This window comes from Microlunatus panaciterrae (assembly GCF_016907535.1).
Lineage (GTDB): Bacteria > Actinomycetota > Actinomycetes > Propionibacteriales > Propionibacteriaceae > Microlunatus > Microlunatus panaciterrae.
Genome location: NZ_JAFBCF010000001.1, coordinates 1,401,641 through 1,415,277, shown reverse-complemented (window position 1 = coordinate 1,415,277; position 13,637 = coordinate 1,401,641). Strand labels below are relative to the sequence as shown.

Genomic DNA, 13,637 nt, shown 5'->3' with positions numbered 1-13,637 from the left:
CTCCACGGTCCCCGGTCTGGGGACCTCGTTCGGCCGTGGCGGTGCCACCGGCTTCCAGCAGGATCTGGCAGGTGCTGACTGCATACTGATCGAAGGCTCCAACATGGCCGAGTGCCACCCGGTGGGCTTCCAGTGGGTGATGGAGGCCAAGCTGCGCGGAGCCACGATCATCCATGTCGACCCGCGGTTCACCCGCACGTCGGCGATGGCCGATCTGCACGTCCCGATCCGGGCGGGCACCGATGTCGCCTTCCTCGGCGGGCTGGTCAACTACGTGCTGAGCAACGAGCTCGACTTCCGCGAGTACGTGGTGGCCTACACCAACGCCGCGGCCATCGTCGGGGAGGAGTTCCGCGACACCGAGGACCTCGACGGGCTGTTCTCCGGCTTCGACCCGGACAGCGGCACCTACTCGTCCGACTCCTGGCAGTACGAGGGCGCCACCGAGGCGGCGGCGGCCGGACAGCGCGACCCGCATCAACCGGGCACGCCCGACGGCGGCCAGGGCGCCAGCAGCTCCGAGGCGCACGAGGCGGGCCGGGCCGAGACGGCCGGCTCGGGCGGTCCGGCGGTGCACGCCAAGCCCGAGCGGGACGAGACGTTGCAGCATCCCCGCTGCGTCTACCAGATCCTCAAGCGCCACTTCGCCCGCTACACCCCCGAGCTGGTGCAGGAGGTCTGCGGCATTTCCACCGCCCAGTTCGCCGCCGTGGCCGAGGCGCTGACCAGCAACAGCGGCCGGGAACGCACCTCGGCGTTCTGCTACGCGGTCGGCTGGACCCAGCACACCACCGGGGTGCAGAACATCCGCACGGCAGCGATCCTGCAGACGCTGCTCGGCAACATCGGACGACCCGGCGGCGGCATCATGGCGCTGCGCGGGCACGCGAGCATCCAGGGCTCGACGGACATCCCCACCCTGTTCAACCTGCTGCCGGGCTACATCCCGATGCCGCACGCCGAGCAGCACGAGGACCTGGACGCCTTCGTCGCCGCCGACGCCGGCAGCACCGGTTTCTGGGGCAATATGCGGGCCTACACCGTCAGTCTGCTGAAGTCCTACTGGGGTGATGCCGCCACTGCGAACAACGACTACTGCTTCGACTACCTGCCCCGGCTGACCGGTGACCACTCCACCTACCCGACCGTGGTGGACATGATCGAGGGCAAGGTCACGGGCTACTTCGTGGTCGGGGAGAACCCGGCGGTGGGGTCGGCCAACGGCAAGATGCAGCGCCTCGGGATGGCCAACCTCGACTGGCTGGTGGTGCGCGACCTGGCGATGATCGAGTCGGCGACCTTCTGGAAGGACGGCCCGGAGATCGCCACCGGCGAGCTCAGCACGGAGCAGATCAAGACCGAGGTGTTCTTCCTGCCGGCCGCCTCCCATGTGGAGAAGAACGGCTCGTTCACCAACACCCAGCGACTGCTGCAGTGGCACCACAAGGCGGTCGAGCCGCCCGGCGACTGCACCAGCGAGCTGAAGTTCTACTACGACCTGGGCGTGCGGATCCGGCGGAAGCTGGCCGGGTCCACCGACGAGATGGACCGGCCGCTGCTGGACCTGACCTGGGACTACCCGGTGGAGGGGCCCGACGCGGAGCCCAGTGCCGAGGCGGTGCTGCGTGAGATCAACGGGGTCGGCCCGGACGGCAAGGCGTTGTCGGCCTACACCGAGCTGAAGGATGACGGGTCGACCAGCTGCGGTTGCTGGATCTACTGCGGCGTCTACGCCGACGAGACCAACCAGGCGGCCCGGCGGACCCCCGGCGCCGACCAGAGCTGGGTCGCTCCGGAGTGGGCGTGGGCCTGGCCCGCCAACCGCCGGATCCTCTACAACCGGGCCTCTGCCGACCCCGACGGGAAACCGTGGAGCGAGCGCAAGGCCTACGTCTGGTGGGACGCCGAGCAGGGCCGCTGGACCGGCCACGACGTGCCCGACTTCATCCCCGACCGGGCGCCGGACTATGTTCCGCCGGATGACGCGCGCGGACCGGATGCGATCGGTGGCCGTGATCCGTTCATCATGCAGACCGACGGGAAGGCCTGGCTGTACGCTCCGGCGGGCCTCGCCGACGGCCCGCTGCCGGCGTTCTACGAGCCGCCCGAGTCGCCCGTCGTCAACGCCGTCTATGGCCAGCAGAGCAGCCCGGCGCGGGGCCACCTCGAGCATCCGGCCAACCCGCTGAACCCGTCGCAGAGCACCGTGTTCCCGTACGTCTTCACCAGCTACCGGTTGACCGAGCACCACACCGCCGGCGGGATGAGCCGGCAGCTGCCCTACCTGTCCGAGCTGCAACCGGAGATGTTCTGCGAGGTCTCGCCGCGGCTGGCTGCCGAGCGAGGTCTGACCAACGGCGGCTGGGCGACCATCGTCACCACCCGCGGCGCCATCGAGGCCCGGGTGCTGGTGACCGATCGGATCCGCTCGCTGCGGATCGGCGACCGGATGGTCGAGCAGGTGGGACTGCCCTACCACTGGGGTGGCAACGGCCTCAGCACCGGTGACCCGGCGAATGACCTGGTCAACATCACACCGGACCCCAACGTGCACATCCAGGGAAAGGTCGGCACCTGTGACGTCCGACCCGGCCGCCGGCCGCGCGGTGCCGAGGTGGCTCCGTTCGTGGAGGGCTTCCGCCAACGGGCCGCGGCCGAGCTTCGGGATCGGCACGCGTCCGAGAACGACGGGAACACCGATACAGGGGGCCCCGGCAGCAGTGACATCGGCACCGGGGACAGCGGTGCCGCCCCGCTCGACGACGATGGGAGCCGTTCGTGACCAACAGCCTCTTCGGACCGCTGGACGACGTGGCCGGCGACGCCGGGTATGCCGAGCATCCACCGCGGATGGGCTTCTTCACCGACACCAGCATCTGCATCGGCTGCAAGGCCTGTGAGGTCGCCTGCAAGGAGTGGAACGGGATCCCCGAGGACGGCATCTCGCTGTCCGCGATGTCCTACGACAACACCGAGCAGCTCGGAGCGAACAGCTGGCGGCATGTGGCGTTCGTGGAGAAGCCGGTCCCGGTCACCGACCTGGGGATGCCGTCGCTGGGCCCGCCGACGCCGACGCTGCCCACCACCGGGGGCGCCCCGGCGGGTGCCGAGGCCGCAGGTGTGCAGTGGCTGATGGCCTCGGACGTCTGCAAGCACTGCACGCATGCCGCCTGCCTGGACGTCTGCCCGACCGGTGCGCTGTTCCGCACCGAGTTCGGGACGGTGGTGATCCAGGAGGACGTCTGCAACGGCTGCGGCTACTGCGTGCCGGCCTGCCCGTACGGGGTGATCGACCAGCGCAAGGAGGACGGCCGCGTCTTCAAGTGCACGATGTGCTACGACCGGCTGGGCGCGGGCCAGGAGCCGGCCTGCGCCAAGGCCTGTCCAACAGACTCGATCCAGTTCGGCGAGCTGTCCGAGCTGCGCGAACGCGCCGACCGGCGGGTGGCCGACCTGCACGCCAAGGGGGTGGACGTGGCCCGGCTGTACGGTCAGGACCCGCAGGACGGCGTCGGTGGGGACGGGGCGTTCTTCCTGCTGCTGGACGAGCCCGAGGTCTACGGTCTGCCGCCGGACCCGGTGGTGACCACCCGCGACCTGGGCTCGATCTGGGCGCATGTCGGTGCGGCCGCCCTCGGGCTGGTCGCGGTCGGGATCGGCTCCTTCCTCGGGCGGCGGCGATGAGAGAGCGTGCCGTCGTCCCCGATCCGGAGTTCTCCTCCTACTACGGGCGCCCCATCCTCAAGCAGCCGGTCTGGAAGCAGCCGGACGTGCCGCTGTACCTGTTCCTGGGCGGGGTGGCCGGCGTGTCCGCACTGTTGGCCGAGGGTGCCGCGCTGACGGAGCGCCCGGCGCTGCTGCGGGTCGGTCGGGTGTCGGCCGCCGCCGGTGCCGGTCTCGGCACGGTGGCGCTGGTGCATGACCTGGGCCGGCCGGAGCGGTTCCTGAACATGATGCGGGTGTTCAAGCCGACCTCGCCGCTGTCGGTCGGGTCCTGGATTCTCGCACCGTTCTCCGGCCTGGCGGCGGCTGCTGCCGCGACCGAGCTGACCGGGCGGTTCCCACGGCTCGGACGGCTCGCCGGCATCGGCGCCGCCGTGCTCGGCCCACCACTGGCGACCTACACCGCGGCGCTGATTGCCAACACCGCTGTGCCGGCCTGGCACGAGGGGCACCGCGAACTGCCGTTCCTGTTCGGCGGCAGTGCGGCGGCGGCAGCCGGCGGGTTGGCGATGGTGGCCACCCCTGTCGACCAGGCCGGACCGGCGCGTCGGCTGGCGGTTGCCGGGGCTGCCGCCGACCTCGTCTCGGCCGAGCTGATGCAGCGCCGCCTCGGCATGCAGGCGGAGCCCTACCAGCAGGGCCGGCCGGGGGTCTTGATGCGGGCTGCTCGAGCCTGCACGGCCGGCGGTGCGGCGCTGGCTCTGCTGGGTGGCCGGTCGCGGACCGTCTCGGTCGCCGGCGGGCTGGCCTGCCTGGCCGGTTCGGTGCTGACCCGGTTCGGCGTCTTCCAGGCGGGACTGGCCTCGGCGGCCGACCCCAAGTACACGGTCGTGCCGCAGCGCGAACGGCTGCGGCAACGAGACGCCGCCACCGGCCAGTAGCGCGCCCCCTACGCTGAGGTCATGTCGAGCACCACTGTCTCCCATCGGCTGACGCAGTACGCCGAAGGCGGTGGCTGCGCCTGCAAGGTTCCTCCGGGTGAGTTGGAACGGGTGCTCGCCGGCCTGCCGGGAGCGAGGGCCGGCGGTAACCTGCTGGTCGGGATCGACCAGGGCGATGACGCAACCGCGGTCCGGATCGAGGGGGACCGGGCGCTGCTGCTGACGACGGACTTCTTCACCCCGGTCGTAGACGACCCGTACGACTGGGGCCGGATTGCGGCGGCCAACGCGCTCTCCGACATCTACGCCATGGGTGGCGAGCCGGTGGTCGCGGTCAACCTGCTGGCCTGGCCCCGGGACCGGATCCCGTTCGACCTGGCAGCCGACGTGCTGCGCGGCGGCTCCGACGTGTGCGCAGCAGCGGGCTGCTTCCTCGCCGGCGGGCACAGCATCGACGACCGCGAACCCAAGTACGGACTGGCGGTGACCGGGTTGGCGGACCCCGACCGGCTGCTGCGCAACGACGCCGGGGTGGCCGGTACCCCGCTGACCCTGACCAAGCCGCTGGGCCTCGGCGTGCTGAACAACCGGCACAAGGCGACCGGTGAGCGGTTCGACCAGGCGGTGGAGGTGATGACGGCCCTCAACCGGGATGCCTCCCGGCTGGCGCTGCGCCAGGGTGTCCGCTGCGGCACCGACGTCACCGGGTTCGGGCTGCTCGGGCACCTGTACAAGCTGGCCCGCGCCAGCGGTGTCTCGGCCGTGGTGGACGCGGCCGCCGTTCCCTATCTGGACGGCGCCCGGCAGTCGCTGGCGCAGGGGTACGTGCCGGGCGGCAGCCGTCGCAACCTGGACTGGGTACGACCGCAGCTGAGCTCCGAGGTCGACGACGACGAGCTGCTGCTGCTGGCCGATGCACAGACCTCGGGCGGCCTGCTGGTGGCCGGCGAGCTGCCGGGTCACCCGGTGATCGGGGAGCTGGTGCCGCGCGCCGACCAGGTCCTCATCGTCCGCTGATCGGGGATGGCTCATGGGCTGACCCGAGCCCGCTGGGTCAGTCGCTGACGGGATGGATCGGCGCCGCCCAGGACGGGCGCGGGATCAGGCAGAAGGGATGGCCGGCGGGATCGGCGAAGACGTACCCGCCGTCCGGTGACGTCAACCGGCTGGCACCCAGGGCGACCACCTGCGAGACGGCGTACACAGGGTCGTCGACCATCACATCCAGGTGGACCTGCTGCGGGTACCCGGGGTCGGGCCAGCGCGGTGCTCGATGGTCGGGCGCGCGCTGGAACGCGAGGCCCGAGTGCCGGGCGTCCTCGGCGACCACGGCGAAGTCTTCATCGGCGTAGGTGATGTCTTGACCCAGCAGCTCGGCGTAGAACGCGGCCAAGCCGCCCGGGTCCGGGCAGTCGATGATCACGTGGTGCAGCCGACCGATCACCAGGTGATCATCGCACCGGGTCCGCCTCGGGGAAAGGGCCGAACGAGCCCGCCGGCGGAGGCTCCAGCAGTACCAGCGCGATCTCCCGGTCGGTCTTCTGCTGGTAGCCGGCGTAGACCCGATGGCCGGCGACCACACGCTGCCACAGCCGGGCGCGCTCGGCCGGCGAGGCGACCCGGGCCCGCCTCGGCTGGGTTGGGCCGCCGCCGACCCGGACGCTGACGTGGGGGTCGGCCTGCAGGTTCAACAGCCAGTCCGGCGGCTGGTCGCTGCCGCCACGGGAGGCCACCACGACCAGCGCCGAGCCGAGCTGCAGCGGTGAGGTGAGCAGCACGGTTCGTGGCTGGCCACTGTGTCGCCCGGTGGTGGTGAGCTCCACCACCGGCATGTCGCCCGCGGTCCAGCCCAGCCGTCCGCCGGACAGCCTGATGATCGCGTGGTGGAGTGCGTTGATCGCCTTGAGCAACGCGTCGGTCGGCACGTCTCCATCCTCACATCGCGCCGACCCTCGGATCGTGGTCGGGCCTGGTGCTGTTCGCCGGGCCAAGGCTGACCGGAGCCCTGCCTCAGCAAGGTTTCGCACCTAGACTGCCGTGATCCGTTCGCCGACTGACGCGAGGAATGTGACATGGCCTGGATCATCTTGATCATCTCCGGTGTTCTCGAGGCGGTCTGGGCGACCGCTCTGAGCCGCTCGGCCGGCTTCACCAAGGTCGGGCCGTCCGTCGTGTTCGGTGTCGCCCTGGTCGCCAGCATGGCAGGGCTGGCGTTCGTCATGCGTACGTTGCCGGTCGGCACCGCCTATGCGGTCTGGACCGGGATCGGTGTGGCGCTCACGGTCGTTTATGCGATGGCTGTCGGCGCCGAGTCGGTGTCGGTGCTCAAGATCGTCTTCCTGACGGCGATCGTGGGCGGGGTGATCGGGCTGAAGATGCTGCATTGAGGCCCGCCGGTGCTAGAATGGTTTAATATTCAATTATCAACTACTTCCGGGAGCCTTGATGGCCATTCATCGCCTCAATCATGCGGTCCTCTTCATCCGCGATGTCGCCGCGTCGGTGCAGTTCTACACCGACGTGCTCGGTTTCACCGTCGCCCAGACCATCCCCGGCCAGGCGGCCTTCCTGCGGGCGCCGGAGTCGACCAACGATCACGACCTGGGCCTGTTCCAGGTGGGAGCGCAGGCTACCGGGAGTGCCGCCGGGCGGGGGAGCGTCGGTCTGTACCACCTGGCCTGGGAGGTGCAGACGCTGGCCGACCTCGAGGTCCTTCGAGGCGAGCTGGCCGAGGCCGGCGCGCTGACCGGCATGTCGGATCACGGCTCGACCAAGTCCTTGTATGGAAAGGATCCCGACGGCCTGGAGTTCGAGATCGTCTGGCTGGTCCCGGCGCACCTGCTCACCGACGACATCGAGTTTGGAACGCGGCCGCTCGACCTGGTGCGGGAGATGGCGCGCTACGGCCGTGACACCCGCGGCGGTCTGGGCATCAGCGTGCCACTCGGCGTCACGGTCTGAGCTCTGTCCGCGCTCGGAGCCGGTCGAAGAGCGGTGGGGTCTTCGTACTCTGAGCCTGTCGAAGAGCTGACAACGACGAGACACAAAAGTGCTGGAGCCACCCCTCGCGAGGAGATGGAATGGCGGTGTCGTCGTTTTGCGTATCGGGGGAACGGAAAGCGGCGCAGCGTCCTCGGGGGGGCCGACGGTCGACACTGCCAGGTGCGGCTGTTCGGGGGAGCCGCCGGTCCTTGCCGAGGGACAGGCGGTGGTGTCTGGTGACTCAGCCCGGCACCACCGCGACCGCCGCGAACACCCGCGCTGGTGGAGCCTACGGCTAGCGGCGCCGGGTGCCCGGTGACATCACCGTGGACAGGTCCGGTGCGGTCAGGAAATGCCGATGCTCCGCGGCGAACGAGCTCAGGATCCCTTTCTTATTGCGGCTGTAGCCCGGATGCGGCTGATCATGGAACTTCTCGTTGAAGGCGATCGCCGCCTCGGTCGCCCGGTCCTTGAAGCTGCGTAGGCTGCTCACCCCCACATCGAGGATCTTCGCGACCAGGGCCATGTCGCCGCTGGCCTCGCGGATCGCCGCCCAGATCCGCACCCAGCTCGCATCGGCGAGCAGGCTGTCGATCAGGTGTGCCGACTGCAGCCGCTGCTGCCAGCGCTGCGGCGTCGGGTTTCGGCCGGCGGTCAGCTCGTGGACGTAGGCGATCAGCGACTCGGGCTCGTTCCGGGTCTTGTCCAGCAGGGCATCGGCGCCGAACCAGTGCCTGGCGGCTGCCGCATACAGCGTGCGGCCTCCCTCGTTGAACTGGCTGTAGGTGACGATCCGGGTCTCGGGCCGTTCGTGGTGCAGGCGCAGGAGCGCGGTCAGCCCGGTGCTGTCGGCCGAGTTGAGGTTGAAGTCGACGAAGGCCACCGACCACTGATGACCGTCACGCAGCCGCGCCTCGAGCTGTCCGACGTCACGAGCCACCCCGAGCTCGGCGCCGAACGCCGCCTGGAAGTTGATCCGTTCCCCCGGTATGTCGTCGACCAGCAGCACCCGACCCGACTGTGCCATCGCCCCCACTCAGCCCCCGTCCAGCTCCGTCCAGCGGGCTGTCACCGTCTTCACCTGCTCACCCTGGACACAGTCCAGTCCTCCGCCGAGTTCGACCAGCCTGGCCTCCAGCCGCGCCGAGCTCGTGCCCGGAGTCTTCCACACCCCCGGTGTCATCGGTGCCGCATCGTCGCTGACCAAGATCTCGATCTGGTCACCGACCTTGCGTACGACGGTGTGCACCTCCGCCGCGCCCGCATTGATCGCGTTGCCGACCAGGTCGTTGAGCGTGAGCCGGGCCAGATCCCGATCCTCCTCCGCCAGCTCCGTCACCTCGATCGTCGCCGTGGCGCTCGCCCCGACCGCCCTGGCCAGAGTGAGCACCGGGGCCGCCAGCGTGTCGGTGGTGGTCGCCGTCATCCGGTCGGCCTCGCGCAACATCAACGTCTCGCGCAGCCGGCTGTTGGCGCTGACGGCCAGCTCGTAGAGGACCGGCTCCTCGGCCTTGAGCCGACGCGCGTACTGCTCCAGCAGTCGGAGCTGGGTGGACAGCGAGCCGTGGATCTCCCGCAACACCAGGCTGCGTCCCTCGTACGCCTCGTCGCGGACCAGTGGCCCGATCCCGCGGAGCAGCTGGTCGTGGTCCCAGATCCGGACCTGGATGGTGAACGGTGTCAGCACCAGCACCCACACGGCCAGCAGTTCCGAGTCCGTCCAAGGCGCCGGCAGCGCAATCACCGCAATCAGCGCACAGGCCACCGGCCCCGCCCCCAGACGGACGATCTCCTGCCAGGCCGGCGGTCGACCCTCAGGGTTGAACCAGGAATGGTCCTTGAAAATGCTGCCCGCCACGCTGCAGACATAGACGATCGCCGTCGCCAGCGCGACGAGCCGGGCCGGCCCCGGCAGGTCGGTCAGCAGCCAGCTGGCGATGATCACCAACAGCGGGGAGCTCAGGGTGCCGATCAGTCCGCCGAGGTTCATCTGCTGCATGCCGGAGACGGCCCTGGTGGTGTCGGCGTAGTGCTGGACCAGTCGGAGCCTCGACGTCGTGCCGTGCTCCTCGTGCCAGGCGTTGAGGTAGTCCAGCAGGGAAGTGACGGCGACCATCAGCGCCAGCGGCACCGCGACCAGCGCCATGCCGCCGAACGAGGCGATGCCGGCGATGACCAGGGCGGCCAACAGCCGGACCAGTGATGCCCGTCGGGTGTGGGTCGACACCTGACGAAGGACGGCAAGGTAGGCGAGCCGGTCGCGGCGTTGCTCATGGGTCAGCACGGTGGCCTCCTCGGCGGAGCGGGGGGTGTCGGTGGCGCACTCTACGCCGGTGCCTGCCGGCCAGCCAGCAGGTCGGTCGAGACGTACGAAGGCCGGACGCCAACGAGCCCGGTCAACGGGGCCGCAGTGGGCCGCTGGCACGATAGGCCTATGCGTCATTTCGACCTCTGCATCATCGGAAGCGGTTCCGGCAACTCCATCCCGGACGAACGGTTCGCCGACCTGGAGATCGCGCTGGTCGACAAGGGCACCTTCGGCGGGACCTGCCTCAACGTCGGCTGCATCCCGACCAAGATGTTCGTCTATCCCGCCGACCTGGCCGCCAGTGTCGAGCCGGCCGAGCGGCTCGGGGTCGAGCTGCAGCTCAACAAGGTGCGGTTCGCTGAGATCCGTGACCGGATCTTCGGACGGATCGACCCCATCTCGGCGGCGGGTGAGCAGTGGCGCGGTGCGAACCCGAACGTGACGCTCTACCGCGCCGAGGCGCACTTCACCGGGCCGAAGACGCTGGACACCGGAACCGGCGAGACGATCACCGCCGACCAGTTCGTGCTGGCGGCGGGCAGCCGGGTGCTGATCCCCGACATCCCCGGCCTGGACAGCGTGACCGCGCACACCTCCGACACGGTGATGCGGCTGGACGAGCTGCCGGGGTCGATGATCATCATCGGTGGTGGCTACATCGCCGCGGAGTTCGCCCACATCTTCTCCGCCTTCGGCACCCGGGTGACGATCTTGAACCGCTCCGGTGCGTTGTTGCGGACCGAGGACGCCGACGTCTCCAGCCGTTTCACCGAGCTGATCTCGCGTCGCGTGGACGTACAGCTCGACCGGACCTTCGAGCGGGTCGAGCGACTGCCCGGCGATCGGGTGCGCGTGACGTCGGCGGACCGTGACGGCCGCTCGACCTCGGTGGAGGCCGACGTGCTGCTGTTGGCCACCGGTCGGGTGCCGAACGGCGACACCCTCAACCTCGCCGCCACCGGGGTGGAGATGGACGACGAGGGGTACGTGGTCGTCGATCAGCACCAACGCACCACGGCGGAGGGGATCTTCGCCCTGGGCGACCTGTCGTCGAACCATCAGCTCAAGCATGTGGCCAACCACGAGATGCGGGTGGTGCAGCACAACCTGCTGCATCCGGCGGCCATGATCGAGAGTGATCACCGGTTCGTCCCGCATGCCGTCTTCTCCGAGCCGCAGGTCGCCTCTGTCGGTCTCACCGAGCAGGAGGCGACCGCGCAGGGCGTCCGCTACGTCAGCGTGATCCAGGACTACGGCTCGATCGCGTACGGCTGGGCGATGGAGGACACCGACCACTTCGCCAAGCTGCTGGCCGACCCCGACACCGGTCTGCTGCTGGGCGCCCACCTGATCGGCCCACAGGCCTCCTCGCTGATCCAGCCGCTGATCCAGGCGATGAGCTTCGGGCTCCCGGCGCGGGAGATGGCTCGGGGGCAGTACTGGATCCACCCGGCCCTCGCGGAGCTGGTCGAGAACGCCCTGCTGGCCCTTCCCCTCGGGGATGATCAGTAGTCCGCCCCGGCCGCGGTCGCGTGTCGGTTTCCCAAGTCGACTTGGGGAACTGTTACGTAGCCAGGGAAATCCCCCTGGCTCAGTGACAGTTTCCCTGGCTTCGTCGTACGGGCGCTGTCAGTTTCCCTAGTTGACTTGGGAAACCGACAAGCGCCAAAGAGGGAGAAGGCGCGCGGCGGCGGCCTCAGCGGCGGGAGTTGATGACCTTCCAGGCAGCGGGGAGGACCCCGGCCGCAACGGCGATCTTGATGGCGTCACCGATCAGGAACGGGACCACGCCGAGAGCGAGAGCGGTCGGCAGCGACAGGTGTGCGATCACCATCAGCCACGGCACACCGACGGCGTAGATGGCGAGGTTGCCCAGCACCATCAGACCGGCCGCCTTCAGCGGGGTACGGTCGGCGCCGCGGGCGGCCAGGTGGCCGACGACCAGGGCCGCCAGCACGAAGCCGACGATGTAGCCGAAGGAGGCGGAGGTGAAGCCCGAGCTGCCGCCGGCGAACCAGGGCACTCCCGCTGCGCCGGCGACCAGGTACAGCCCCATCGAGAGCAGACCGCGACGGCTGCCCAGCACCGAGACGGTCAGCAGCACCGCGAAGGTCTGCAGGGTCAGGGGCACCGGCGTGAACGGCAGCGGGACGGCCAGCTGAGCCGCAATACCCACGAAGCCGGCTCCGCCGAGGACCAGCGCGACATTGCGGGCCAGGCCGCCGGGGATGGCATCGGCGAGGGTGCGGGGGCTTACGCTGGTGATGCTCGACATAGGTGATCCTCCAGTGCGATGACGCGGATGAGGTAACACTAGGGCAGTCCGAGGCGCCGTCAAGAATCAGGCCCAGTTGCTGAAATGAGGAGAGATATCGATGCTGCGCCGCCCCCGGAGCTCGCTGTCCCTGGTCGCGGCGGTCGCAGCGCTGGTGCTCACCGGCGGCACCGGCTGCAGCAGACCGTCGACATCGTCCAGCACCGCCCCGACCGAGACCCGCCAGTCGTCACCGGCCTCGACGAGCCCCTCGCAGCCCCGCCCGACCGGCTCCACCGCATCATCTCGACCCACGAAGCCGACCGTCTCCCCGTCCACCTCGGCGAAGTCGGGCACCCCGACCCGATCCGCCACCCCGGCGTCGGGCTGCGGACGCCTCGCCGCGAGCCTCACGCTGAACGAGCAGGTGGGGCAGCTCTTCATGATCGGGATCGGTTCTGGGGGCCCGAGCACCGATGAGGCGTCGACGCTGGCCGAGGCGCACGCCGGCTCGGTGATCCTGCTGGGCAATACCCAGGCCGGCTCGACTGCGGTCAAGGATGTGACTCGTGCGGTACGCCGGGTCGTGGCCGCCCCACACGGGATCCAGGTGATGCTCGCCGCCGACCAGGAGGGCGGGCTGGTGCAGCGGCTGCAGGGGTCCGGGTTCGATCGGATCCCCTCGGCGCTGGACCAGGCCCAGCTGTCCGACAGCAGGCTCACCCGCGACGCCGAGAGCTGGGGCGAGCAGCTCCACCGGGCCGGTATCGACGCCGACCTGGCACCCGTCGCCGACGTCGTGCCCGCCTCGCTGCTGAATGTCAACCAGCCGATCGGCCGGCTGCGCCGAGGGTACGGCTCGGACCCGAGGACGGTGGCCGCCAAGGTGACCGCCTTCACCACCGGCATGGACCGCGCCGGGATCGCCACCAGTGTCAAACACTTCCCCGGGCTGGGACGGGTCCGCGGCAATACCGACTTCGCCACCCGGGTGGTCGACTCGACCACCACCAGGCACGACCCCGCCCTGCGCGGGTTCGCGGCCGGCGTCCGCGCCGGCGTCGACATGGTGATGGTCTCGTCGGCGACCTACAGCAGGATCGACCCCGACCATCCGGGGCCCTACTCGCGGACGATCATCGAGGGGATGATCCGCCAGGACCTGCGGTTCCGCGGGGTGGTGATCTCCGACGACCTGGCGGGCAAGGCGGTCTCCGGGCTGAGTCCCGGCCAGCGGGCGCTGCGCTTCCTGGACGCCGGCGGCGACCTGGTGATCATGGGCGACCCCGGCCTCGCTCCGGCCATGGTCAGGGCGGTACGGGCCGAGGCCCGGGACGACCCGGAGTTCGCCGCTCGGCTGACCACGAAGGTCACCCGGGTGCTGACCATGAAGGAGCGGCGCGGTCTGGCCGACTGCGGCTGAGCCCACCGTGCAGACCCTCGTTGCTCCGTGCAGGCCGCCAGACGTCTGCACGGAGTGCCCACGGTC

General features: G+C 69.9%; 13 protein-coding genes and 1 pseudogene. 8 read left to right on the top strand and 6 right to left on the bottom strand.

What is annotated here, in order from left to right; all coding sequences use genetic code 11:
• Positions 1 to 7: 7 nt before the first annotated feature.
• The 4 genes and pseudogenes from fdh to selD form a co-directional block, all read left to right on the top strand.
• Positions 8 to 2,782 (top strand): annotated as a pseudogene (gene fdh / locus JOE57_RS06435) (formate dehydrogenase); the annotation flags it as partial.
• Entirely contained in the window at positions 2,779 to 3,684 is a 906-nt protein-coding gene (locus JOE57_RS06430; RefSeq protein ID WP_338041193.1) for a 4Fe-4S dicluster domain-containing protein, read from the top strand. The pseudogene fdh and the gene JOE57_RS06430, both read left to right, overlap by 4 nt.
• On the top strand, positions 3,681 to 4,604 hold the full coding sequence (gene nrfD / locus JOE57_RS06425) for an NrfD/PsrC family molybdoenzyme membrane anchor subunit (RefSeq protein WP_204916919.1): 924 nt from the start codon (positions 3,681 to 3,683) through the stop codon (positions 4,602 to 4,604). The genes JOE57_RS06430 and nrfD overlap by 4 nt, the downstream gene beginning before the upstream one ends.
• 21 nt (positions 4,605 to 4,625) lie before the next feature.
• A complete protein-coding gene (gene selD, locus JOE57_RS06420) occupies positions 4,626 to 5,621 on the top strand; it encodes a selenide, water dikinase SelD (RefSeq protein WP_204916918.1) in 996 nt (331 codons plus the stop codon).
• A 37-nt stretch (positions 5,622 to 5,658) separates the two neighbouring features.
• On the opposite strand, the gene JOE57_RS06415 is transcribed toward selD, so the two are convergent.
• Entirely contained in the window at positions 5,659 to 6,048 is a 390-nt protein-coding gene (locus tag JOE57_RS06415) for a VOC family protein (protein ID WP_338041192.1), read from the bottom strand.
• Positions 6,049 to 6,055: 7 nt separating this feature from the next.
• Positions 6,056 to 6,529: a nitroreductase/quinone reductase family protein gene (locus JOE57_RS06410; RefSeq protein ID WP_204916917.1), complete on the bottom strand. Its 474-nt coding sequence runs from the start codon at positions 6,527 to 6,529 to the stop codon at positions 6,056 to 6,058.
• A 147-nt stretch (positions 6,530 to 6,676) separates the two neighbouring features.
• Between JOE57_RS06410 and JOE57_RS06405 the strand changes: the two genes are divergently transcribed.
• Positions 6,677 to 6,991: a DMT family transporter gene (locus JOE57_RS06405; protein WP_204916916.1), complete on the top strand. Its 315-nt coding sequence runs from the start codon at positions 6,677 to 6,679 to the stop codon at positions 6,989 to 6,991.
• Between the two features lie 58 nt (positions 6,992 to 7,049).
• Positions 7,050 to 7,565, top strand: a complete 516-nt coding sequence (locus tag JOE57_RS06400) for a VOC family protein (RefSeq protein WP_204916915.1) — start codon at positions 7,050 to 7,052, stop codon at positions 7,563 to 7,565.
• Between the two features lie 316 nt (positions 7,566 to 7,881).
• Here JOE57_RS06400 and JOE57_RS06395 read toward each other — a convergent pair whose 3' ends face one another.
• Positions 7,882 to 8,613, bottom strand: coding sequence for a response regulator (locus JOE57_RS06395; protein ID WP_204916914.1), 732 nt, complete (start codon positions 8,611 to 8,613; stop codon positions 7,882 to 7,884).
• A 9-nt stretch (positions 8,614 to 8,622) separates the two neighbouring features.
• The gene (locus tag JOE57_RS06390; protein WP_204916913.1) at positions 8,623 to 9,870 is read right to left on the bottom strand and encodes a hypothetical protein; all 1,248 of its coding nucleotides are present in this window, start codon (positions 9,868 to 9,870) and stop codon (positions 8,623 to 8,625) included.
• Between the two features lie 150 nt (positions 9,871 to 10,020).
• On the opposite strand from JOE57_RS06390, the gene JOE57_RS06385 reads away from it, so the two are divergent.
• Positions 10,021 to 11,406 (top strand): mycothione reductase, encoded by a 1,386-nt coding sequence (locus JOE57_RS06385; RefSeq protein ID WP_204916912.1) that lies wholly within the window; start codon positions 10,021 to 10,023, stop codon positions 11,404 to 11,406.
• 184 nt (positions 11,407 to 11,590) lie between these two features.
• On the opposite strand, the gene JOE57_RS06380 is transcribed toward JOE57_RS06385, so the two are convergent.
• Together JOE57_RS06380 and JOE57_RS18585 are read right to left on the bottom strand one after the other, a co-directional pair.
• The gene (locus JOE57_RS06380; protein ID WP_204916911.1) at positions 11,591 to 12,169 is read right to left on the bottom strand and encodes a biotin transporter BioY; all 579 of its coding nucleotides are present in this window, start codon (positions 12,167 to 12,169) and stop codon (positions 11,591 to 11,593) included.
• A 66-nt stretch (positions 12,170 to 12,235) separates the two neighbouring features.
• Positions 12,236 to 12,592, bottom strand: coding sequence for a hypothetical protein (locus tag JOE57_RS18585; protein WP_239578862.1), 357 nt, complete (start codon positions 12,590 to 12,592; stop codon positions 12,236 to 12,238).
• Here JOE57_RS18585 and JOE57_RS06375 point away from each other — a divergent pair.
• Positions 12,591 to 13,571, top strand: a complete 981-nt coding sequence (locus JOE57_RS06375; protein WP_239578861.1) for a glycoside hydrolase family 3 N-terminal domain-containing protein — start codon at positions 12,591 to 12,593, stop codon at positions 13,569 to 13,571. The two genes, JOE57_RS18585 and JOE57_RS06375, sit on opposite strands and share 2 nt — an antisense overlap.
• The last annotated feature ends 66 nt before the right edge of the window (positions 13,572 to 13,637 follow it).